We start from the raw sequence: 23,190 nt of genomic DNA, 5'->3' as shown, positions 1-23,190 counted from the left end.
CAGAAAATGCGATAATTTCCCTTTAGCTCAACTCAACAAAGTCATATACTGGCTGGATATTTCATTCGTTACCTCGGGTCAATGTCATCTCAGCTGTCTAAAGAGCAATTATTCGCGTTATTTGCTGAAATTAAGGAAGAACAGGCACAGCAGTTTCCGCTTTCAGAGCGGTTTTTAAAGCAGTTTTTTAACGCTGCACTGCTGACAAAAGCTAAAGAATATCTGAATGACGGTCAGATTAGCTTTTTAGAACATTCAAGTTCGTTTTCAACAATTGACGCCCAAATATTAGGGAACCATGGCAACACATTCACTCAGCACATTCGTATTCGAATGGTGAAAGGTGAACCTTCCGTGGAAGCGCAGTGTACTTGCTCTCGAAATTCAAAATGTCGCCACATCGCGGCAGTGTTGCTAAAGCTGAAAATTGACAATTCGGGTGGTTTTGGCGAAGAGTTTCTTGTCAACGATTGGTTGAATGAACTAGAAACCATTAGCCTAAATAACACGATCATCGAAGAACAAGTCCTGCTCTTTATTCTCGAAGCAAAGGGCAAAGAGCTTGTTTTACAACCCAAAATGAGTCCTTATCGTCCGGATGGACATTATCCGTTAGGTCGAGCTCTGACTGAGCAACAGCTCAATAGTCAAGTCGTACCCAAAGGATTGCTTGAATCTGATTTCCGTTTACTCAGTTGGGTACGGTCACAAAACACACCTGGTAATCTTATAATCAGTGGTGAATGGGGTGTGCATGCCCTCATGCAAATGGCGAGAACAAAACGACTTTTCTTTTCAAGTTCGCGAAATCCCGTCACGGTGAGTCAGGCGAAAAAGCTCGATTTAAACTGGCAAGCCTCGAAATCAGATTGGCAATTAACGTTCACCTTAGGCTCCGAACAATCGTGGCAGTTGGTGCAAACTGAACCGCCTATGTATTTGGACACCCAATTGTCCCAAATTGGCTATGTACAAACAGCACTGTCTGGAAAACAGCTTGCCCACATGATGAATATGCCGGCGATACCTGACGCCCGCTTAGAGCAAGTTGTCTCGCGTTTTCAAAGTATCTTAGGACCGCAAATCGTACCTGCCCCTAAACATTTGAAAAAGTCTTCTTCAATTGTAAAAACCACCGATCCACTCGCGCCAACGTTGATGCTTGACGTAAGCGATGATGAACAGCTTGTGATGACGCTGTCTGTTGCAAAGGCAAAGCAGGTTTTGAAAGACGATTTGCAGGCGAAACTCAGCAAGTCTGCCGCGCAGCTTAAGAGTTTTGGTTTAGTGTTGAGCGACCCCGAAAAGTGGTTGTTTACGTTACCGTTGACCGGGTATACCGCAAGCCATTGGTTTGAGTATGAAGTGAAGCCTCAACTCATTCAACTTGGGTGGAGTATTCTAGGCTCTGGACCAGAATACAAAGTCAACACGCCGAAAGTAACGCTTGAGCTAAAGCGAGATAGTCATCACCATATTCTTGGTAAGGTGAGGTTTGATGGCCAGCTTATTTCTTTGCATTGGGACAAGAGTGCTGAGTTGGAAGCGAATCAGTTCGCAAATAAATTCCACTACGTGTCACTTGGAGACAAGAATTACGCCATCGCAATGGAAGCGTACAGTGCATTGTTAGAGCTACAAGCCAGATTTAGCTATTACGCTTCAAGTTCTCAGTTCAAGTTCCCGTTATCTTTTGCTCGTTCGCTGATGAATTATTCAGCGGTGAATCCAGATTGCAAAGATAAAGCGTTGCAACGTTACTTAGAGGAATTGAACACACCTCAAAGTGCAGAACAAGTTGTACAGAATCTTGGCGAACAAACCTTTAAATTACGTGATTATCAGCAGCAAGGCTTGCATTGGTTAAGTTTCCTCAACCGTCATAAGTTAGGTGGTATTCTTGCTGATGACATGGGTCTTGGTAAAACACTGCAAGTTATCGCTTACTTTATTTCGCAGCACAATATTCTGACGACGAAACCGAGTTTGATCGTGTGTCCAACTAGCTTAGTTGGTAACTGGCAGAGTGAATTTGCGCGTTTTGCTCCTCATCTACCGCTGTTGACTATACACGGTTCTCAGCGTGAAAAATATTTCCCTGAACTGGCAAAGGCGCGTTTTATTTTAACAACGTATCCGCTACTAAAGCGTGATTTGGTCCACTACAAAGCGCTCGATTTCGATTCTATTGTTCTGGATGAAGCGCAATACATTAAAAATGAGTCGGCGCAAATTTCGAAATGCGTCAAACAGTTGTCTGCCGGCTTTAAACTGTGTTTGAGCGGCACGCCAGTTGAAAACAACTTACTTGAACTTAAATCGCTGCTTGATTTTGTAATGCCCGATGTTCTCGGTACCAAACAACAATTTAAGCAGTATTTCCAGCTACCCATCGAACGTGACAACGACAGAGAGCGAGCATCTGAGCTGAAACAACTGTTGGCGCCGTTTATACTCCGTCGTACGAAAGCGGATGTGGTAAAAGAATTACCTAGCAAAACTGAGCTGGTCAAAGAATTGGAGTTTTCGACGGCACAATCGGCGCTTTACCAAGCGGTGCTCTCGAATCTTGAGCTCAAATTATTGGATCTCTTCCGAGAGCAAGGGGTTGAGCGCAGTAAATTGGCATTCTTAGATGCGTTGCTGAAACTTCGCCAAATCTGTTGTCATCCAAGCTTAGTCGATGCGAATTCAACCGCTTTGAGTGCAAAATTTGAGTGGTTAGGTCATCATTTACCTATTATGTTGGCTGAAGGTCGTAAAGTTATTATTTTTAGCCAGTTTACGAGTGTTTTGGATTTAATTGCTGCGCAATGTACGAAACAAGGTATCCGCTTTGCTATGCTAACGGGCCAGACGCGTCATCGAGATAAGGTGATCAGTGAATTTACTCAAGGTCACAGCGATGTGTTCTTGATCAGCTTAAAAGCTGGCGGCACAGGGTTGAATTTAACGCAAGCTGATACCGTTATTCATTTTGACCCTTGGTGGAATCCAGCCGTCGAAGCTCAAGCTACAGACCGGGCCTATCGAATAGGGCAAGACAAACCTGTGTTTGTCTACAAGCTTATTATGAACAACTCCATAGAACAAAAAGTGTATCAAATGCAAAAGGATAAGCAGGCATTGGTTGACGCCTTGTTCGAGGATAAGAGCGTAAGCTTGAGTAAATTCGACGAAAAACAAATGCTCGAGTTATTAAAGTAAAACCCATTCTTGTAGGCGTGTTGTGTCTTTAAATGGCGAGATTTGGTTGAACCGAGTATTAAACTTATTGATTTATAAACATAATCCAAACAGGTTACAAATTTCGAAAAATAATTTGAACTTTTGGAATAAAACAGAAGTCTATAATTATGCTTGTTGAGCAATTGTCAGTAAGCATATGTTGATTTCCCCCTTTTGATTACGTATTTGTAATGAAGCCGACCGATGTGTCGGCTTTTTATTTGGCTTTTTGTGAGTGTTTTTTCAACAAATAAATCCTTTCCATATTTGATCCATATTTATGTATTTAAATGACATCATTGAAATGGAGGAGCGCCATCATGTTACAAATCGAAGCACAAAGGAAAACTACGGAACTGACGTTCATTGAAACTGAATCGTACTTAGATAAACTCTTAGTTGAAGAAGTGGCAAATAGTGACGATCTCAAAAGTATCTTAGGTATGTTATTATTCGATGATACGTTATCGTCTCAATTGAAGCGTCAAGTTGAGCGTCAATTAAAACAACTGAAAGGTTGTAATTAAGGTTTAGAAACATCATGAGTCACGTCTTAATTGTGGAAGACGATTTTGATATCGCTGCGCAAGTTAAGTTATTTTTTGAAGCAAGCGGATTTAAAACTACCCATGTAGCTGATGGTGCGTTGGTGATTGACAGTGTAAGGACTCACTCACCAGATGTTGTGCTCCTCGACATCATGTTACCCAATAAAAATGGGGTAGATTGTTTACGCGAAATCCGCACATTCTCGCATGTGCCTGTCGTGATGTTAACTGCTAAAGCAGAAGAAGCAGATCGACTAAAAGGATTGGAAGTGGGGGCAGACGATTATGTCTGTAAACCATTTAGTGCCGCTGAACTGGTTATGCGAGTTAAAGCGATTTTACGTCGTTGTACGCCAGTTGCTGCTGAATCGACGCCCGTAAACCAAATTGAAGTTGACGAACATGCGTTAATCGTGAATTTATTTGGTAAATCACTTGGCTTGACGAAAGTTGAATTTGAAGTTTTTGCGTTGCTCTACAAAGCACCGAACAGAGTGTTTTCTCGCCAGCAAATTTTGGATTACATTCAGCCGGATAACTTTGATATTTCTGATCGTGTTATTGATAGCCATATCAAAAATATCCGCAAAAAAATCAAGCAACTCGATTGCTGTCCAAAACTAGTTGAGTCGGTCTACGGGGCGGGTTACCGTTACAACGCTCAGCAACTGACTGATTAATTTAAAGGGTCAGGCAATCTCTAGGTCATTTCTCTGAGCTGATGTATTATTCTTAAAAAAGAACAATACATTGGCTGCATTCCATGGACTTTATCACTCTGAATTGGCTATCCATTCTTCTGGGTTCCGGTGTCGGTTTACTCGCAACTTTGCCTTTGTACTTTTCTGCTCGTTCAAATGCACTGTCGCTCAGTAAAGCGCTACAAGTAAGTAAAGATCAACTTGCCGAATCTGACGGATTAAACAACGATCTTTCAGAGCAACTGGGGCAAAGCAGAGAACTTGTCCAACATTTCAAAACCAAAGCCGAGCAACTCGAACAGCAGAACCAACAGTTGAACGCTTATTGGCGTCAATCACAAACAGAAACCAAAGAGACTCAAGCGCTTGCCCAAGAACTAGAAATTGAATTGCATGGCATACGCAATACGCTCGAAATGAAAGAACAATCCTTCAAAGAACAACTGGCGCAACTTGAAGCGGCTAAAGAACATTTGAAAAAAGAGTTCAGTTTGCTCGCGAATCAAATCTTTGAAGAGAAATCCGCAAAGTTTACAAACATGAGCCAGCAAAGTATTGAGCAGTTGTTAAAGCCTGTACAAGGCGAGCTGAAAGGATTTCGTGACAAAATGGAGGCTATCCATAGCGAAGATCTCAAGCAGCGCGCAGCGCTTAAACAGGAGCTGTTGCATTTGCAGGCAAACAGCCAAGCCATTACAGAGCAAGCGCACCGACTCACAACCGCACTACAAGGTCAAAAGAAAACCCAGGGAAATTGGGGGGAATTGATGTTGGAAAACGTGTTAGACAGTGCTGGATTACGACTGGGTAAAGATTATGAACGTGAAGTTCATTTCAATACCATTGACGGAAAATATCGTCCCGATGTGATTGTTCACTTACCGCAAGAGCGCCATTTAGTTATTGATGCGAAAACGTCATTCAATGCTTACACACGTTACGTGAATGCTGAAACAGAGGTAGAAGCCAAGCAAGCATTGCAGGAACACGTAAATGCGGTTGCCGCTCGGATCAACGAGTTGGCGGATAAAATGTACCAAAGTTTGCCTGGGTTAAATTCGCCAGAAGTGGTTATTTTATTTATGCCTATAGAGTCGGCATTTGTTGAAGCGTTGAAATGCGAGCCGACACTTTATCAGCAAGCATTAGAGCGCAATATTTTGGTGGCAACCCCCACTACCCTGCTCACCAGTTTGAACATTGTAAAGCAGCTTTGGCGATTTGAAGCGCAAAGTCACTATGCTCGTGAACTCGCTCAGCGTGCAGAACGTTTTTACACTAAATTAAATAGTTTCTTGAGCAGCATGGAAGGGGTCGGTAAGCAATTGGATAAAGCAAAAGAAAGTTATGAACGCGCATTTTCTCAACTTTATATGGGCAAAGGTAATCTCATTAAACAAGCTTCAGAATTTAAAGAGTTGGGTGTTTCAGTTACCAAAGAGCTACCCCCTGAGAGCTTGGAAAAAGCGAAACTCGAGCTTGAACCGTAGTTTGATATAAAGGCCCTGAGTGTGGGCCTTAAGCAACACAGTTCAAAGCTCATTTACGGGTTCGTTGAATCGACCGAGATACGATGATGATAGGTCATGCTCATCAGGTGTTGTGCGGTAATACTCACCCCCCTTTAGTGAGTACATTCAAACTCCATATCTTTTGGTAAAGGCGCGGAGGCCTTCTGAGGTGAACTGAATGACTCTGGAGTCCAAGGCTTGAGTTGCCCACTGACGATTCAGTGCATCATTTAACACCCATTCACCGAGGCTGCCAGCCAAATGACTTCTTCTTTCACTCCAATCTAAACATGCCTTACAAATTGGCCTACGGCTAAGGTTAAGGGACTTAAAGTCAACGCCTATTTTGCTAAAAAATTCGAGCCCTGTTGCCGTCAAGGTAAGCTTGGTATGGGTTTCGATGAGCCAGCCTTTTTTCACTAATGCGTCGAACAATTTGACGCCTAACTCCCCCGCTAGATGATCATAGCAAATTCGGGCTTTTCTCAACCTTTCGTTTTTAGGCCCCGTCGCAATTCGAGGATGTGATACTAAGGCACTAATGTTAAGCATGCGCTCGATCAGTTCGGCGACTTCGGTACTTTTGAGCTGAAAATACTTGTGGCGACCCTGCTTTCGAACAATTAACAGTTCTCCTTCAACCAATTTCAGCAGATGACTGCTCGCGGTTTGAGGCGTTATGTCTGCTTCAAGCGATAACTCTGTTGCGGTTAATGCCTTGCCACTCATTAGAGCCGTTAGCATTTTGGAACGGGCCGTATCGCCAAGCAAATTTCCGATGTAAGCAATATTAGGTTCCATTTTCCCCTCACAGTTCGGTGGACATCGAAGCATCACGTTTTATTGGCAAGTAGACTGCCAAAAAACTGAAATGGAGACAACCGGTTTGAACATGACCTGTTTTATTGAATACCAACGAGATCCGACAGGAGCAAACAGATGATTGCTGTAATTTTTGAAGTGACACTTAAAGCGGAAGGTAAAGCACGCTATTTCGACATGGCACAGGCGCTAAAAGGCAAACTTAGTCAGATTGAAGGGTTTATTTCTGTCGAGCGTTTTCAAAACCTCGCTGACCCTGATTCATTCTTATCTTTGTCCTTTTGGCAAAACGAAGCCGCAATTTCGCAGTGGAAAGCGCATGTTGAACATCAAGTCGCTCAAGAAAAAGGGAAAATTGAGCTTTTCAGCAATTACAGGATACGTGTGAGCAATGTTATTCGTGATTATGGCAACGAGCGCAACGTCACTAATAAAAAGGAGGTTAAATGAATATCGAACAATACGTAACTTACGCGGTGGTTATTACCGTTCTTTTTCTATCACCCGGGCCGTCCGTGTTACTTGCGGTAAATAATGGAATGAACCATGGCAGGAAAGCTGCGGGATTAGGCGTGCTTGGTAACGTTGCTGCATTTCAACTTTTGTTGATCATTAGTGCGACCGGTTTAGGCACCGTTATGTTGGCATGGAGTGAACTTCTCGTACTTATTAAGGTGATTGGCGCTAGTTATCTCTGTTATTTAGGCATTAAGTTATTCCGCACACCCGTATCTCAGTCTAATACTGATAGCATGCAATCCTCATTTCATCATCAACCATGGCTGATTTTCAAACAGGCATTTTGGGTTACATTATTAAATCCAAAAGCATTAATTTTTGTATCGGCGCTTTTGCCTCAATTTATTAGCCCAACGTTCGCGTTAGTACCGCAAGTGGTTACGCTATGTATTGTCAGTTCACTTATCCATTTTACGATCTATTTTGGTTATGCTGCACTTGCCAGTCAGCTTAAGCAACTCGTAGAGAATGAAGAAAAACGTCGGCGATTCAATAAAATGAGCGGTTTCACATTTCTATTATTTGGTATGGCGATGTTGGGATCTGTTTACATTACTTAAGTGAATGAGATCTCGCGTTTAAATACGTAGGCTTAAGAAGTAGCAGCATAGTTCAAGGTCTCGAACAATGCTGCTGTAACTTTTTATTCAGTGGCTATGAGCACAGCGCGAGTCTTGCAGCCTTGGCGTTAACATGTATCGATACATCCTTGCTTACACTTTCTCTGCACTGCTGACTTGAGTTTATTTTAAGCTAAATGGTAGTTTTACAGGGACTGAAAGCTTTTGATACTTCCGACTAATTACGACAATAAAAAGGTAGGACTCGCGTATGGTAAAACTGTTTCAGTGTATGAGTTTTTTTCTATTTTTGAGCAATGCATGCGTCTCGGCAAGCACCTCTCCCGTATCGCTTAAGCTCACTGCGATAAAAGTGAGTGACAACGTGTACAGTATCGTTGCGCCTTCTTATGGTCGTCCCACTGCTGAAAACCAAGGTTGGAATTCAAATAGCCATTTTATCATTACGGGTGATGGCGTACTGGTGGTTGACACGGGGTCGTCAGAATCAATTGGTCAGGCTATCAAAAACGCCATTCAAGACGTGACGGAACAACCGATTCGATGGGTGGTGAATTCGCATAGTCATGCAGATCATTGGCTTGGCAATGGCGCTTTTAAGTCGTCTGAAGTCGAGTTCATTTCATCTTCGCTTACGTTACAGACCATGGCTGAAGATGGGCCTGCTGATGTAAAAGCATTTCAGAAAATGACGCAAGGTATAACGGGAGAAAGTCCGTTAATTTACCCAACGACCATGATTGATAAATCGCTTAAACGGCAGTTTGGTCATGAAGAAGTCGAATTCCATCTTGCACAGAATGGGCATTCACCGGGCGATATATATTTATGGCTTCCAAACCAACGTATTGTGTTGGGTGGCGATTTGCTGAGCACACACTATTTGCCCATTATGACCCCTCGAGGAAACGTGACAAATCTCATCGCAACATTGAAAAAACTCGAGCAGTTAGCGCCTAAATCAATATTAACAGGGCATGGTGAGCCAGCACCCAAAAGCGCAATTTCCCGTGATATAGCCTTTTTGACTTCGGTTTGGAAAGGGGTAAAAACCGGTCTTTCGCAGGCTGAAAGAGTAGAGAGTATTGTTAAACGTCTGCAATCCAGTCTCGGGCCTCAATATCGTGCGGAGTATCAGGACTTTGATTCAAGCATTCAATACCTTGTTGAAATGATGGTTGAAAAACAACAAGGCGTTTAATCCAATCCAGTTAGGTAAGTCGATGCGCCAAATGTAAGCGAATCGACTTATCGCTATTCAAGCTTAATACCAATCCACTTCGTTAAATTGATCGGTCTGTTATGACTTAACTCTCTCACTAATGCTGCGCTGATTCTCTTTCCCTCTCTTCAATGAGGTATGTTTGATGGATGAGTGGATTTAATCTGTTTTATCCATACTAATCATATAGTTGAGCTATAAGGTAAATTTACCCAATCCTCGTATTTTCTATCATTTTTCTATTTTTTGGAAAAAATAGCGCTTTCCTAAGACTCCATGTTGCGCATTCTTCACACTCGCCTCGACTATTAAAACAACGTTAAGGAACGCGAGATGACATTCTCACAATTCGCACTGGCAACAGGTGCATGGCTAATGAGTTCAGCACTCTACGCAGGTGATTCAATTCGTCCAATAGAGCCTATCTTAGTGACTATCCCCGCGGGGACGTATGAGATGGGCACGATAAAAAGGCAAAATGCGCAACCTGTTCACACTGTTTCACTGAATTCATTTAGCTTGGGAAAATATGAAGTGACTGTGAAAGAGTTTGCTCGATTTGTAGAAGCGACGAACTACCCAATGCCGACACAATGCCGGCATGAATTAGATGGTTGGTTCAAACCCGCAACAAAGGGAAACTGGCAACAGAACGCGCTGACCACGAGTGAGTATCAGCCTGTCGTGTGCATTGGCTGGCGCGCCGCACAAGCTTACGTTGATTGGTTGGCAAAGGAAACAGGGAAACCATATCGGCTACCCACAGAAGCAGAATGGGAATACGCTGCAAGGGCGGGCACCTCAACGGATTATTTTTTTGGCGATGATGAGTCTCGCAGCGCTGTCTGTGAATACGCGAATACCGCAGATTTGTACGGTGAAAGTCGCTTACAGCGTGATGCGAATACGAGTTATAAAAACTGGGATACTGGCATGGCAAGCTGCTCTGACGGGTCGGCGTATGCGAGTATCGTCGGGATGTATAAACCGAATCCATTTGGTGTGCATGATATTGTCAGCAACGTTTTGGAGTTTATGGCCGATTGTTACGCTGATAATTATGACGACGCATCGGCAACCGGTGCGGCTCGTCAACACGTAAACTGTGAAGAACGCTCAACGCGCGGAGGGAGCTGGCATTGGAATAATTGGCCACACAGTTTTCGTTCCAGCATTCCTGAGGATTTCATCGGCGGCGTGGATGGGTTTCGTATCGCGATGGATGGACAAAGCACTAAAAAAAGCAAAGAAACTCAACTGTTTGAAGCTGCACTTCATGCGGCGCAGGCTCGCGAGAAAATCAATCGAGTAGACCGTTTTGACTTTGTGGAACCCGTCGCAAATCTTATGCTCACAGAAGATGGAGGGCTTGTTTCTCTGGTTTGGGATAAGCACCCAGATCCCCTTGTGACGGAGTATCGGGTTTTCCGAAATAAAGTGCGAGACAGCATGTTTCGTCTAATCGCGGCCAATATCAATGAGCCCACGTTTAGAGAACCTACACCTACGCACCAAGTGGAATATACGGTTGTGGCCGTTAAAGGACATTTGCAAAGCGCATACAGTGAACCTGTGTTATCGCCACTGGGTTTTTCACCGATTCCAGGAAAGATAGAAGCTGAACATGTGAACTCTTTAACCGGGGCCAGCATTGCGATGAGCACCGATGGACGAGGTGATTTCAATTTATCCGGTCGCAATGGTATCGAAGCCACCGCTGAATTTAGCTACCAACTGAATGTCAAAAAAGCGGGCTACTATCAACTGAGTTATCGTGTTGCAGCACCACAAGATGTTGAGGGCTTCTCAGTATTCTTAGATGACAAGCCGATTGCGCAAGCCGCGATTAAAAACACGGGGGGTATCATCAATGGCAAACTCAGTCAGGTGAGAAAGTGTATCTTCCTGAGGGTAAGTTGATGCTTACACTCAAATCGAGGTCAACACATTGGAAGCTCAATTGGTTCCAATTACTGTAAAAAGAGGTTGCGGAAAGGGATTTAAAAGGCTGAATAAGTGCGATTACTAAGGGATGCTGACGGTATAAGTACCACGCGACTTTGACGTAATCACACTATCAATGTTGCCGAGTTTCAGCCTGTTTTGCTAACCGTAATGCAGTAAATAATGTTCAATAGCACGCCTGAATTTATTGAGGAGCTTAACAGCATTAGCAATTGTAATTTTAGCATCACCTCAACGCAGGACTTGTTCAACACCCAGATAAGGTGTCGGCTACGCGACACCTATCCACATTTGTTATGTTTTAGGCTACCGGCTTTAGCTGTTTATTAAACATCTTGTAGAACATAAAATCTAAAGCTGAGGCTATAGAAGAGACTAAAAGCCAATGAAAAAAATAGCCAATAACATTTAATCCATGCGGCTCACATTTTGTTTTCAGTATTTCACAAAAGGTAAAATTAACAATAAAAGTAGAAAATGCAGCTAACCCAAAGACAATTAATAATGCAATCGGCCACTTAACTTTGAAGACACGGAGGAGTCCTATAATTATAATTATTGGTAAAGCTAACGTGAAAAATAAATCCATTTAATTCTCCTTAGTTTCAATAGGCAGCTAATTCTTCAATTATAACGTGTCTAGCCAACGATTACACTTCACTTATTCTGTGAAAATTCCATTGTCCAATTAGTTTCCCAGGTTTTGCCATCATCTTTTGAAAAAGCCTGCTCCCACCGAGGTGTATTTGGGTCTAACGAGATCCACTTGAATCTAACTTTTATACTAACACCATCAAGTACATCGTCAGCATAAAACACACCAACTCCGTCATTAAAACTACCTACTACAGGGACATCTAAAGTGTTGGGAGAGCGCCCATCCAACCACCAGATTGACCACTCTCCTGATTCTGAATTATAAGAACGAAGTGCTACAGCTCGAAATGATGACTCTGGAAAATGCAGATGATTGTCTTCCAAATTTCCGAACCCACCTAGAGTTTTCCTAGTGGATGAATCACCTTTAAATTCAATCCATTCATCACAATTATTCAAGATGTCTTTCAATCTACGATGTTTTACTGTCCAATCGCCAATTATAAAATCAAAGTCCTTTGGCGCGTTTAGTTCAAAATCTGTAAGCATAATATCCCTATGAAATAGTCGAATAAGTTTTCTAGGGATTATATCGAATGCTGTATGTATATACAGTTTTATTTGTGGCTAATTTAATTGAGTTGGCAACGCCCAATTAAGGGGTGAGCAACGCTACCACCCAACCTGAAGCATTATACCGTAACCACTAAAATTGAAGTAGATGCAAAAATGCCAAACGTTAGGAATCCCTCTTAAATTGTTAGTTATGTGCAAGATGCTAGACTAGGAACTCTAGCTTTTCTGACGCTTTTGTCGGCACAATTTCTGTTACTTCATAACTTGCTAGGCCTTCTATGTGGAAAGGATCTTGCGCGAGTATGTCATTAAGTTTATTTAGATCACTCATAGTGGAAATGATGACACCACCAGTTCTTGGTTCTTTGCGCCCAGATAGAATAAAGTGGCCTTTAGCATATTGTTCATTGAGATAAGCCACATGCTCAGGAATAACAGCATCGACTTTCTCTAGAGGCACCTGATAAGTCAAAGAAATGATGAACATACATAATCCTTATATTTTTTGCGCTGCAACATAGTGGTACTTAGACATAATGACTCCCACACGGTGCTAGCCTCCGCATTTTCGAGGGTTTAACTTGACAGTGGGAGTCATACCAATGCCCAAACCAGAGATATTTTTGTGGTAAATTAAGTGCAGCGAAAACGACAAAAAGAGCGTAGGTTTGGACGTCTGCGTGGAGCCGTTTGTTAGGTATTATTACATGTTGTAGTATTTGGTTCCAAAGCTCACGGTTAAAGGCGCCCCCTCATAAGAGCACATGACGGTGACTTTCATTCTTCTTTCTGGACTAAAGAATCACCGATTTTCATTTCTGCTTCATCTATCCAGACTTTGATACCGTGAGCATCTATATCTCTGGCAAGCTTTCTAACGAAATCTTTGTCTTTATAATTGTGACTTAGGAATACACTTGTTCGCATGATTTTTTCTTGCTGCCTAACGTATTAGCAATAATTCCCGACTAAGGAAGTTATCCAAAACCCTATATAATTCATCCAATGAATTATTTTTTAATGATGGCAATAAGCTATCAACTGTTTTTCGTTCAGACAACTGAAAAAGTCGGCTGAAAAACGAGCCTTTACGTATTCGAGCCTGACCTGGCTCGCTATGAAATTTATTTTTCCTATGAATTTCAAAGAAATATGTTTTTCACCGCATAGCCGAGCGATGTTTATCCATTACATAGCGTTCCATTTCATTGGTATTTTAAGCTTCACTACTTATAGCTGTGTATATAGTTCAGATAGAGGCAATATGAATCAATCACTATGCATGGTAACCGCTTCTAGCACGTCGTTAAGTTTACGACAGAACTCTTTTTGTAAAACCGTCCCTATCAAATCATGTTTAACGCGTTGAGCTTCAGTTTGTTTTGCTCAGACCAGTTTGGGGTCGCATGTTCACTGATGTAGTTTGTATAGAAGTCGTAGTTTGTTTGGAGCTCTGGCGCACTGCATAGGATCAATGCGATGTCTAAACTCAGGCTGACCTGTCCTGTTCTTCTGGCTTGTTCAAACGCTTTAGTTGCAAGAGCTAGAAATTCTTGAACATTGGATTGCGAAAAGGCCACGCGCGCGCGCAGCAAGTTGTTTTCAGCGTTGTCGTTGGTAAGAGGTGCAACAAGTTGTTTTGCCTGATCTAATCGTGCAGTATCAAGGTAATAGTCCATCAGTTGTTTTCGACTGGATTGTGCCACCCAGTGGTCGGGCGTTAGTTCGGTAAGTTCGAGCACGCGCAGCAGGTGAGGCTCTTTTTGCGCGGCCGTTTTAGCGTAAATCGCATAGTGGAACGGAATTTTGGCATATTGATACTGAGGTAGTGAATAGGTGTCCATTTGCATCTTAGCTTGTTGCAGATAGAAATAGGCATCTTCATCTTGTTTGTGCTTGTGAGCCATCACTGACAGATAGGTTAACGCGTGCAATTCACGTTCAATGTCTTTCGATGTCTCGGCGAAGCGGGCTGAATTGAGTAAGCTTTCTTTGAGTGCGGGATAATCCTTTTTTTGTGTAGTAGCCACGATTGTGCTGCGAAGGCGTCAGCGAGACGCTTGTAGTCATTGTGTTGTTCAAATAAAGCGATGGCGTTTGTAAGTTTATACTCACTTAACTCATAAAGCCCTTTCTCAGTTAAAATGGTACTTTGAAGTAAAAGGGCATTAGCGTTTTGTTGAGGTTCTTTAAGTGTAATTGCATCGCGCTCGAGTTTGTCTGCGAGCGTCATCGCAATGTCGAGTTGCTGCGTCTTGATGTAAGCCGATATCAGCTGGTTCAAGATCACAAAATCGTGTTCATGTTGCTGGTGGAGGAGCAAGAGTTTTGCCACTCGGACATCGGCGCTCATGGTGCTGTTAACCAGTTCTATTATCTCTGCGTTGATGAGATGGGCTTCGAGTTTTTCATTTAATTGGTCTATCGAATCTGCAAGAAGTTGACCATTCCATCTCGATGCATCGCCTGTGAGTGTAAAATCGAGCAAAAATTGATTATCACTGGTTGTAATATCACCGACTAAGACAAGCGGATGCTCTGCTTTTAACCTCGTGTAGTTAAGTGCCTCAGCGCCTTGGAATTGAGACACCGTGTACGAATCGATACGCTTTGTTGAAATAGTCGATGGGCGCCAAGTAACAGAGTTGATGTCGTTGCCATCAAGCGCGAACGGAACGGTTGATATACTTGGAAAGGTTGACTTCACGTTCGACACCTGCCCGAAGAAAAGCCCGATGACCAGCAATACCGTGAGCGCAGAAGCGACCCATAAGGACGTTTTAGGTGTCTTTTTCGCAATGAGTATGGGGACGGGCGTTATGCCCTCTTGCCCTATTTCAAAGGCAACTTGCCATTGATAACCGCGTTTGGCAAACGTCTTAATTGCGTCATTGCCGAATAAGGCGCGTAAATGACTAATATTCTGAAAGATGGCTTGCTCAGACACAACTTTGTTTTGCCAGACCGCTTCAAGTAGTTGTTCTTTACTGACAACGTCACCAGAGCGTTCCAACAAAACTTTTAGTACTTTTGCTTCGTTATGGCGTATTGCAACGGACGTTTTACCTTGCAGCAATACAAGCGATTGACTGTCAAAAACAAAGTCATTGAAGTAATAAAGCATAGCGGTGATTTTTATTGTTCTTGCTAATGTGGTGTTTATACCACGTCGTCATGACAATACCAATCGCCGCTAAACGGAGGCATTACGCTTGACTTGGGACATTGCAAAGGCGCGTTAGCATTGCAGCGCTTCTCTGACAAAGAAGTTCGCCCTGATGGGTCATTTGAGCAGTCACGATGGCACCTTCCATCATTACAAAAATGGCCTCAAGCAATGGTTCATTTTGCTCAGGTAAGTGTCGTGCAATTTCGTCACGTACGGCTTGCTTATGTGCACGGCAATAGGCCGTAATGGGTTCATCGATTTCGCTAAATTCTGCGGAGGTATTAATAAAAAAACACCCTCGAAATGGGCCTAGCGTATCGTCATCGCTGTTAAACCACGTTGCTAGGCCTTTGAATAGACGTTCAATAAGTTGTTGACTCGTTTGTACATTATCTATCGTTTGTGACAGCCATGTCATAAATCGTTCGTGGCGTACTTCAAGGGCTGCCATCAACAATGCATTTTTGCTTTCAAAGTGGCTATACAAGGTTTTTTTAGCAATGCCTGATGTGGCCAAGATCTCGTTTACGCCGACGGCATGTATACCTTTGTGGTAAAACAAACCAAGCGCCGTATCAATTAACAGTTGTCGCTTTGAACTCATTCGCTTTCCTTTTCTGTATTTACAACCTACTCGATTAATCACTAAAACATTGACAGATGTAGACCGATTTGTCTACTCTATATGAGGTAGACAAATCGGTCTACTTTAAAGAACGAGGACACAATGAAAAACGTTATGCTTTCACTTTTTGCAGGCTTCGGTGCGTTTGTCGCCATCGCTTTACTGTCTATTTTTGATGCGTCTTTTCAAGACGTTGTGTTGCTTATGGCTCCGTTTGGTGCAACAACGGTGTTAGTGTTCGGGGTACCTCAGAGTCCACTTGCGCAACCTAAAAATGTGATTTTAGGTCATCTCATAACGGCATTTATCGGTGTTTTCTTCGTACAGTTTTTTGCGGTGACGCCTGTTTCGATGGCGTTAGCGACAGGACTTGCCGTAAGCGCAATGTTAATTACCAAAACAACGCATCCGCCAGCGGGGGCCAATCCATTGTTAATCATGTTGTCTGGACAAAGCTGGATGTTTCTACTGACACCCGTTTTGACTGGCGCGATTGCGATAGTGCTAATCGGTCGTTTAATGGCGAATATACAGCGTAGGTGGGCAGACTAATCGTTTTATTTTCGTGGTAATCAGCCTGATTTAGATTATTTACTCAAACGCAAAAATAATACCTTTGTATTTTATTATCGTCATGGATAATAAAAAAGAATGTATTATTTTTTGCATTCAGGTGTTGTCTCAGCAAAATTCTTAAATTAGTATCGGTTCAAGAGACGAATAACAAGAGGTTATTCTTCTGTCTCATGCGCTCAGAGAAGAGCGACTCTCACGATTTGATTGAAAAGGATGTGCAGCAATGAACGAAGGCATTATTGGATTATGTGTATTACTGGGAATAGGTATCATTGTCTCGACTGTTGCGCATGCGTTTATTCGAAAGTTTCCAGTTGCGACAATTGCATCGAGCATTGTCGGTTCTGTCATTTTCCAATTTAGCTCATACTCGAGCTTGAACTATCTCGATCCTTATTTTATTTTTGCCGCGATTGTTAACTTTACTTTAATGACGTTGATTTCACTGTCTGTGGGCGTTCCTTTCTTATATCGCCGTAAAAATCGCGATGATAATCGCCTCATTGCGGATTAGTTGTATTGGAATGCGTTGAGAAAAACGAGGTTATCGTTTCTCTCAATCACGTTAACTGCTACTTCGTGGCTTCCGCTTCCTCTGGATGCCAAGGAAAAGGACCCATAAACTCATCGGCTAGGACGCGCCATACGTTCATTGGTAACCATTCTTTGTAACCCACCCAGTTTTCATACTTAGGCAATTTTAATGTGCTTGGTATGAGCATCGGGTTTACCCCTTCTTTTAGTGCTTGGTAAAACGCTTGTCGCAGATCGCGCAAGTAATCAAGTTGTGCTTGGACATCGTTGCGATCACCTGCTGCGAGAAAGTCGCTGTACTCATTATGAGAAAATACCGCTTTGGTGAAATCAAGTGCTAACACGTCGTGCAAGCTGCGCTCCCACTCTCTCAAATTAAAATCAGGAACGACGGAGAAAATCACTCGATTTGGTGTAACGATGTCGGCTAAGTAAACCAATTTTTGTTTAGGGAGGTAAAATACGGTCATCCCTAAACCGTGGTTCATGCCAAAATAATGCAATTCAATATCCAGTTCATCAACGTCAAAGTGCGTCACTGTACCTTGCCACGTCACGGAGGGCATGACCATATCAGGATACGGGTTTGCTGCCATCCAGCGTGCCGCTTCTGCATGGGCGATGGTTTGAGCGCCACTGTCTAAAAACACTTGGCCGCCACTTGCGTGGTCCCAATGATTGTGACTTTGAAAGGCGTATTTAATTGGTTTATTCGTTAATGAACGAATTGTCGCCAGCATACCTTTTGCATGTGCTGAATTCATGGTTTCAAATACAACGACTTGTTTCGCTGTGATGGCGAACATGGAAATGTAGCCACCATCAGTACTGTACGAATAGATGTTTTCGGCGATTTCTTGATATGGTTTTATCTCAGTGGCCAAGGTAGGCAAACTAGGGAATAGCACACTGGCGACAACCAATAAGGTTGTTTGTGTAAAGCGTAAAAAACGAATCATGGCGTTCTCCATTGTCTGGTTAAAGTCAGTTGAGTCAAAGCTCAATGGAGTCAGTATATTTATTGCTGTATTTGTTATGAATGCCTAAAATTGCAAAACCTAAATGTCATTTTTGCAATTAGCTATGTTGAGTTCAGAAGCCCTATTTGTCCGTGTTGTTGAAGTAGGCAGCCTTAAAAAAGCAGCGGAAGAGTTGAATATTGAACCATCTACGGTAAGTCGTAAAATGGCCAAATTAGAAGAGCGATTGAACACCAAGTTGTTCCATCGCTCAACCGTCAGAACGATTCCGACGGATTCGGGAATGGCGTATTACGAAGGACTGAAGCATCTTTTAAGTGCTCAAGAAACGCTGGAAGCCGAACTCTTTTGTAATCAAACCCAAATTGGCGGGTTGTTGCGAATCGCGACTACTGTTGATTTAGGTGATTATTTCATTGCGCCTATTATCACCAAGATGCTGAAACAACATCCCAAATTACGAGTTGAAATGTTAATGGGATCTAATTTAGCGGATTTACCCAAATACAACATTGACGTCGCAATCCGGATCGGAAAACCGGCAAATTCAGAGCTTTATGCGAAGCACTTAGGAACGATCCCGAGGGTGTTGGTGAGTAGCCCTGCTTACCTCGCAGAGGCTGGGGAGCCTAAAAACATCGATGATTTAATACACCATCGGTTTGTTTTTTATTCCAAAGATCAAACCAAAATGCCGCTCCAGTTTGAGTCCGGTCATACGTATGAGTTTTCACCTTCGCAAGGTAATGTGATGGCCAACAGCCTACGCTCCATAAAACAGTTCGTGTTGGCTGATTTAGGCATTAATTGGGGCCCGCGTTGGCTTTATGAAGAGGCGATTGCCTCGGGTGAGCTTGTCGAAGTGTTACCTCAATTTCCGGTTAAAGGCTTTGAAATCAATGCACTTTACACCATGAGTCAATATTTACCACGAAAAGTCAGATGGTTTCTTGAGGCGCTTGAATCCGAACTCGCACTAGTAAAAGTATAATTCGGCGAAATTTATGTCTGTTTTTGTCGTGAAAATGAATTAAACGACACTGTTGGGTTTGATATTGTTGTATCAGGAGGACATAGCATGACTCAAAAACTGACTTTTTTTATTGCCGATGGATTTCAAGCACTCGACTTATTTGGCCCGCTTGATGCCTTTATGGAAACCAACGCGCTGGTTCAGAATGCGTATCAAACTCAGCTGTTGAGTCTGCATTCTGGACTAATTGCCACAGCATACGGACAACAGGTGCACGCCGAAGCGGGATTGAATGACAACGTTCGCTGCGACACCCTTATTTTGTGTGGTGGCGTGGGGATGCGCACGTTAAAACTGACGACACAGCAAGCCGTGCAACTAAGAGCTATCGCTGACCATGCCAGTCGTGTAATTAGTATTTGCACAGGGTCTTTTTTACTTCCGCAAATCTATCCTGAAAAATCGCTGACGATTACAACGCATTGGCGTCATTGTCAGCAACTCGCTGAACAATTTCCGCAGTGTCGAGTGAAACTCGATCCGCTATTTATTAACGATGGTGCTGTGTGGTCATCTGCGGGCGTATTATCCGGAGTGGACCTTGCACTTGCGTTGATTGGTGAAGATTTTGGAACAGCCATGGCAGCCAAAGTGGCGAAGGAGCTCGTTGTGTATTTACAACGTAGCGGCCAACAAACACAGTATTCTGATTTGTTAGCGATACAGACAGGTGAAAGCCAACGTTTATCGACACTGATCGAGTGGCTTCCTTCGCAACTGCATCACACCACAACCGTCGCACAAATGGCAGATAAAGCCTGTTTAAGTGAACGCCAACTTACCCGTTTGTTTAAGTCACACCTCGGCAGCAGTCCCAGTCAGTATGTCCGAAAACTCCGATTAGAGCGCGCAAGAGATTTGCTTTCACAATCTCAGGCGAATCTTACAAATGTTGCAACGAAAGTGGGTTTTAACAACTACGACAGTTTTAGACGAGCGTTTTCTCAGTACTTCGGCGTTTCACCGTCGGTATATGTCCAACACCAAGGGAGAGAAGAACATGCATAAGTGGTATTTACTCTGTTTAATGTTATTTAGCCTGAGCAAGGCATATGGCTTATCTGGTACACAACTGGATAACTGGCGTGAAGACATTCTTTATTTACAAGAACAAGTGAAAACGCATCACTTAAATGCTTTTCATAGCCAGCCAGAGCCCGATTTTGATAACCACGTTAACGCGATTCTTGCGCATTTACCCAAGCTCTCTGAAGTCGAAGTGGAATCACAATTGATGAAACTTATGGCGAGTATCAAAGATGGTCATTCAAATTATTATCCGATGTCTGGCCCACATCAGCATTTCCCGTTTCTGTTTTTATATCTAGATGGCGCACTAAAGATTGTTGGTGCAACATCAGAGTACGAAGCCTTGATTGGTCAGGAAGTCATCGCTATCGATGGAAGGACGATACCCGATGTTTTTGAGCAGTTGCAGCCTTATTTGTATGGCGTCGACAATCGTTACAGTGCGCAAGACCGATTTGCATTTCAAGTAACGCTGGCAAAAGTACTATTTGCTGTTGGTATAACCAAATCGCCGACCAAGGCGATGTTTACCTTTAATGTGAATGGTAAGTCTCAGTCTCAAACGGTTGATGTTTTGGATATGAAAGCATTTAACCAAATACAGACGGTATTGCCAAAACAGCAGGAACGGGCAACTGCGAACGATATTGGCATGCCCGGTATTCAAATGCGCTATTTTGACGCGACGAAAACAGCCTATTTTGATTTTGACACCTACCCCACTTTCGACGAGGTCATTGGTTCGTGTACTACATTGATTAAACAACTGACAAAAAGACAAACACGGCACCTTATTATCGATCTTCGAGATAATGGCGGTGGTAGTTTTTATACCGGACTTGCGTTTTCTTCGTGTTTATCACATCTCGATACGGTGAATTGGCAACGGGGTGTCGTTGTATTAATCAATGGTGGGACGTTTTCTGCGGCCATGAGTAATGCAGCGCAATATCATCAAATTTTAAACGCGACATTGATAGGTTCGCCAACGGGTGGCGATCCCAATCACTATGGCGAACTTTTGATGTTCACTTTACCTCACTCTGAACGTCGTTTTAGTGTATCCGAGCGGTATTATGCTTTTGTTGAAACACCAACCGACGCGCTGTATCCCGCTATTTCAGTCTCACCGAGTTGGCAAGACATACTTGATGACAGAGATGTAGTGTTGAATAAAGCGCTTGAGTATCTGAATGTTACTCCTTCGAACTGAGTTCAGATTCCCAATAAGGTGTATCACCAAACCAGGCACTAAGAAAGTCGATGAATACGCGTAATTTGGGCGGGACTAGGCGAGAGCTTGGGTAAACCGCCCAGATTGCAACATCAATATCCAAAGGATAGTCGTCAAGTACTTGTACAAGCTCGCCGCGCTGGAGGTGTTTATAAATATTCCACGTAGAGCTAATGGCCAGCCCTAACCCTTCAAGGCTTGCATCTCGCATCGATTCACCATTGTCGGTGCGAATTTTGGTGTTGGTTTTTATCGCTAACTTCCCTTCAGGGGTTCTGAAGGTCCAGACATCCCTGTCCCTGAAATTAACGCACTGATGGTGTTTCACCTCATTGGGGTGCTTAGGTATCCCGAACTGCTCTAAGTAACTTGGGGATGCGCACACGATACGTCTGTCGTTTGCTAATTTTCGCGCAATGAGGTTGGAATCTTTAAGTGGTGCGCTGCGGATCGCCACATCAAAGCCCCCCTCCACTAAGTCGACCATTGCATCAGAAAAGCTCATGTCTATCTGAATATCAGGGTATTTTTTTAAAAACGATCCAATGGCAGGAACAAGGTGTTGCCGTCCAAAAGAAGCGGATGCGGTCATCCGTAAAACGCCTTTGGGATTTGTACTGCCTGAACCTACTGCGGCTCTAGCCGCTTCAACAGCAGAAAGCACACTTTCCGCATGCGGTAAGAAAATACGGCCTTCTTCAGTTAGGGAGATTTGCCGAGTTGTACGGTAAATCAGTTTGACCCCGAGCGACTTCTCAAGTTTATTGAGGTGTGTACTGGCCACAGCAGCGGACAACCCTAATTCTTGCCCAGCTTGGCTGATGTTGAGCGTGTTCGCTACACGAAGGAAGAGTTGCAAGTATTCAATGTTCATCTTCAATAAAATCTAAAAAGTGTTTATCGATTAATTGGTATTATCAATGAATAGTTTATTTCATAGAATGCAATTCCACAAGCTAAGGTGCCTTGCGTGAAGCAGGTGTTGTTATAGAAATAACTATTGAGGATCAATGATGGGATCAACTATCGATAACCAAGCAATGCATCAGGCATTGCAAAACGCATTTGAATTTCGTCATGCGACCAAAGTGTTTGACGACACAAAAAAGGTAGCCGATGCCGACTTTAATCGTATTTTAGAAGCCGCTCGATTGTCACCGAGCTCCTTCGGTATGGAACCATGGAATCTTTTGGTTGTGCAGTCGCCAGAGAAGCGTGAACTATTCCGTGAGTTTAGCTGGGGGGCAAATGGCGCGTTTAATGGATCTAAAGGCCAGCTTGGTACAGCAAGCCACTTTGTGATTTTCTTGGCGCATACCGATGTTAATATGCGACACAACAGTGAGTATTTGCAAAATCACATGAAAAATGTGAAGCAGTTACCCAACGAAGTGATTGATTTTATGAACACGGCATATCAAAAGTTTCAAGAACATGATTTTGGTATTGAAGGCCGTCGCCAAATTACAGATTGGTCTGCTAAACAAGCTTATATTGCATTGGGCAACATGATGACGTCAGCGGCATTACTCGGCATAGATTCTTGCCCTATTGAGGGGTTTGAATTAGACAAAGCAACCGACGTATTAAAGACGCATTTTGGTATCGACACTGAGCGTTATGTACCGTGTGTAATGGCAGCGTTTGGCTATCGTCTTGAAGACCCATCACGTGACAAAACACGTCGTACGACTGAACAGATGGTGACGTGGTTCTAATTCGACTGTCATAGTCAGGCCA

General features: G+C 43.1%; 23 protein-coding genes and 1 pseudogene. 14 read left to right on the top strand and 10 right to left on the bottom strand.

Features of this window, described 5'->3' with window-relative positions; translation table 11 throughout:
• Nucleotides 1–81: 81 nt before the first annotated feature.
• The 4 genes from NI389_RS19940 to rmuC all read left to right on the top strand — a co-directional run bounded on the left by NI389_RS19940 (nt 82) and on the right by rmuC (nt 5,967).
• The gene (locus NI389_RS19940) at nt 82–3,207 is read left to right on the top strand and encodes a DEAD/DEAH box helicase (protein ID WP_308363257.1); all 3,126 of its coding nucleotides are present in this window, start codon (nt 82–84) and stop codon (nt 3,205–3,207) included.
• Nucleotides 3,208–3,548: 341 nt separating this feature from the next.
• Nucleotides 3,549–3,755, top strand: coding sequence for a hypothetical protein (locus NI389_RS19935; RefSeq protein WP_208844815.1), 207 nt, complete (start codon nt 3,549–3,551; stop codon nt 3,753–3,755).
• A 14-nt stretch (nt 3,756–3,769) separates the two neighbouring features.
• Nucleotides 3,770–4,456, top strand: a complete 687-nt coding sequence (locus NI389_RS19930; RefSeq protein WP_308363255.1) for a response regulator — start codon at nt 3,770–3,772, stop codon at nt 4,454–4,456.
• 83 nt (nt 4,457–4,539) lie between these two features.
• On the top strand, nt 4,540–5,967 hold the full coding sequence (rmuC, locus tag NI389_RS19925) for a DNA recombination protein RmuC (RefSeq protein ID WP_308363253.1): 1,428 nt from the start codon (nt 4,540–4,542) through the stop codon (nt 5,965–5,967).
• Between the two features lie 147 nt (nt 5,968–6,114).
• On the opposite strand, the gene NI389_RS19920 is transcribed toward rmuC, so the two are convergent.
• The gene (locus NI389_RS19920) at nt 6,115–6,789 is read right to left on the bottom strand and encodes an ArsR/SmtB family transcription factor (RefSeq protein ID WP_308363251.1); all 675 of its coding nucleotides are present in this window, start codon (nt 6,787–6,789) and stop codon (nt 6,115–6,117) included.
• Nucleotides 6,790–6,927: 138 nt separating this feature from the next.
• Here NI389_RS19920 and NI389_RS19915 point away from each other — a divergent pair, with 138 nt between their 5' ends.
• From NI389_RS19915 to NI389_RS19900, 4 genes are all read left to right on the top strand, one after another.
• A complete protein-coding gene (locus NI389_RS19915; protein WP_308363250.1) occupies nt 6,928–7,260 on the top strand; it encodes an antibiotic biosynthesis monooxygenase family protein in 333 nt (110 codons plus the stop codon).
• Nucleotides 7,257–7,889 (top strand): LysE family translocator, encoded by a 633-nt coding sequence (locus tag NI389_RS19910; protein ID WP_308363249.1) that lies wholly within the window; start codon nt 7,257–7,259, stop codon nt 7,887–7,889. The genes NI389_RS19915 and NI389_RS19910 overlap by 4 nt, the downstream gene beginning before the upstream one ends.
• Before the next feature lie 271 nt (nt 7,890–8,160).
• Nucleotides 8,161–9,111 (top strand): MBL fold metallo-hydrolase, encoded by a 951-nt coding sequence (locus tag NI389_RS19905; RefSeq protein WP_308363247.1) that lies wholly within the window; start codon nt 8,161–8,163, stop codon nt 9,109–9,111.
• Nucleotides 9,112–9,465: 354 nt separating this feature from the next.
• Nucleotides 9,466–11,052: an SUMF1/EgtB/PvdO family nonheme iron enzyme gene (locus NI389_RS19900; protein ID WP_308363246.1), complete on the top strand. Its 1,587-nt coding sequence runs from the start codon at nt 9,466–9,468 to the stop codon at nt 11,050–11,052.
• A 346-nt stretch (nt 11,053–11,398) separates the two neighbouring features.
• On the opposite strand, the gene NI389_RS19895 is transcribed toward NI389_RS19900, so the two are convergent.
• The 7 genes and pseudogenes from NI389_RS19895 to NI389_RS19865 form a co-directional block, all read right to left on the bottom strand.
• The gene (locus tag NI389_RS19895; protein ID WP_308363245.1) at nt 11,399–11,686 is read right to left on the bottom strand and encodes a hypothetical protein; all 288 of its coding nucleotides are present in this window, start codon (nt 11,684–11,686) and stop codon (nt 11,399–11,401) included.
• A gap of 68 nt (nt 11,687–11,754) precedes the next feature.
• Nucleotides 11,755–12,243, bottom strand: a complete 489-nt coding sequence (locus NI389_RS19890) for a DUF1579 domain-containing protein (protein ID WP_308363244.1) — start codon at nt 12,241–12,243, stop codon at nt 11,755–11,757.
• A gap of 229 nt (nt 12,244–12,472) precedes the next feature.
• Nucleotides 12,473–12,757, bottom strand: a complete 285-nt coding sequence (locus NI389_RS19885) for a YciI family protein (protein ID WP_308363243.1) — start codon at nt 12,755–12,757, stop codon at nt 12,473–12,475.
• A 299-nt stretch (nt 12,758–13,056) separates the two neighbouring features.
• A pseudogene (locus NI389_RS19880) lies at nt 13,057–13,197 on the bottom strand (toll/interleukin-1 receptor domain-containing protein); the annotation flags it as partial.
• 419 nt (nt 13,198–13,616) lie between these two features.
• Complete coding sequence (locus NI389_RS19875) at nt 13,617–14,204, bottom strand: hypothetical protein (RefSeq protein WP_308363242.1); 588 nt, start codon at nt 14,202–14,204, stop codon at nt 13,617–13,619.
• The gene (locus tag NI389_RS19870; protein WP_308363241.1) at nt 14,192–15,394 is read right to left on the bottom strand and encodes a winged helix-turn-helix domain-containing protein; all 1,203 of its coding nucleotides are present in this window, start codon (nt 15,392–15,394) and stop codon (nt 14,192–14,194) included. Before NI389_RS19870 ends, NI389_RS19875 begins: the two co-directional genes overlap by 13 nt.
• 82 nt (nt 15,395–15,476) lie before the next feature.
• Nucleotides 15,477–16,043 carry a TetR/AcrR family transcriptional regulator gene (locus NI389_RS19865; protein ID WP_308363240.1) on the bottom strand — a complete coding sequence of 189 codons (567 nt, stop codon included), beginning with the start codon at nt 16,041–16,043 and terminating at the stop codon, nt 15,477–15,479.
• A 123-nt stretch (nt 16,044–16,166) separates the two neighbouring features.
• On the opposite strand from NI389_RS19865, the gene NI389_RS19860 reads away from it, so the two are divergent.
• Both NI389_RS19860 and NI389_RS19855 read left to right on the top strand, forming a co-directional pair.
• Nucleotides 16,167–16,616, top strand: a complete 450-nt coding sequence (locus NI389_RS19860; RefSeq protein ID WP_308363239.1) for an HPP family protein — start codon at nt 16,167–16,169, stop codon at nt 16,614–16,616.
• Nucleotides 16,617–16,863: 247 nt separating this feature from the next.
• The gene (locus NI389_RS19855; RefSeq protein WP_308363238.1) at nt 16,864–17,154 is read left to right on the top strand and encodes a hypothetical protein; all 291 of its coding nucleotides are present in this window, start codon (nt 16,864–16,866) and stop codon (nt 17,152–17,154) included.
• A 58-nt stretch (nt 17,155–17,212) separates the two neighbouring features.
• Here the strand turns inward: NI389_RS19855 and NI389_RS19850 are convergent, their stop codons facing one another.
• Nucleotides 17,213–18,133, bottom strand: a complete 921-nt coding sequence (locus tag NI389_RS19850) for an MBL fold metallo-hydrolase (RefSeq protein WP_308363237.1) — start codon at nt 18,131–18,133, stop codon at nt 17,213–17,215.
• Between the two features lie 103 nt (nt 18,134–18,236).
• Here NI389_RS19850 and NI389_RS19845 point away from each other — a divergent pair, with 103 nt between their 5' ends.
• The 3 genes from NI389_RS19845 (at nt 18,237) to NI389_RS19835 (ending at nt 21,429) form a co-directional block, all read left to right on the top strand.
• Nucleotides 18,237–19,145, top strand: coding sequence for a LysR family transcriptional regulator (locus NI389_RS19845; protein WP_308363236.1), 909 nt, complete (start codon nt 18,237–18,239; stop codon nt 19,143–19,145).
• An 87-nt stretch (nt 19,146–19,232) separates the two neighbouring features.
• Nucleotides 19,233–20,195, top strand: coding sequence for a GlxA family transcriptional regulator (locus tag NI389_RS19840; protein ID WP_308363235.1), 963 nt, complete (start codon nt 19,233–19,235; stop codon nt 20,193–20,195).
• Nucleotides 20,188–21,429: a S41 family peptidase gene (locus tag NI389_RS19835; RefSeq protein WP_308363234.1), complete on the top strand. Its 1,242-nt coding sequence runs from the start codon at nt 20,188–20,190 to the stop codon at nt 21,427–21,429. The genes NI389_RS19840 and NI389_RS19835 overlap by 8 nt, the downstream gene beginning before the upstream one ends.
• Here NI389_RS19835 and NI389_RS19830 read toward each other — a convergent pair.
• Nucleotides 21,413–22,324: a LysR family transcriptional regulator gene (locus NI389_RS19830; RefSeq protein WP_308363233.1), complete on the bottom strand. Its 912-nt coding sequence runs from the start codon at nt 22,322–22,324 to the stop codon at nt 21,413–21,415. The genes NI389_RS19835 and NI389_RS19830 overlap by 17 nt on opposite strands.
• Nucleotides 22,325–22,460: 136 nt before the next feature.
• Between NI389_RS19830 and NI389_RS19825 the strand changes: the two genes are divergently transcribed.
• Complete coding sequence (locus tag NI389_RS19825) at nt 22,461–23,168, top strand: NAD(P)H-dependent oxidoreductase (protein WP_372588643.1); 708 nt, start codon at nt 22,461–22,463, stop codon at nt 23,166–23,168.
• Nucleotides 23,169–23,190: the final 22 nt, after the last annotated feature.

It is taken from the genome of Pseudoalteromonas xiamenensis (assembly GCF_030994125.1).
Taxonomy (GTDB): Bacteria; Pseudomonadota; Gammaproteobacteria; order Enterobacterales; family Alteromonadaceae; genus Pseudoalteromonas; species Pseudoalteromonas xiamenensis_B.
This window is presented reverse-complemented; position numbering and strand designations above follow the sequence as displayed.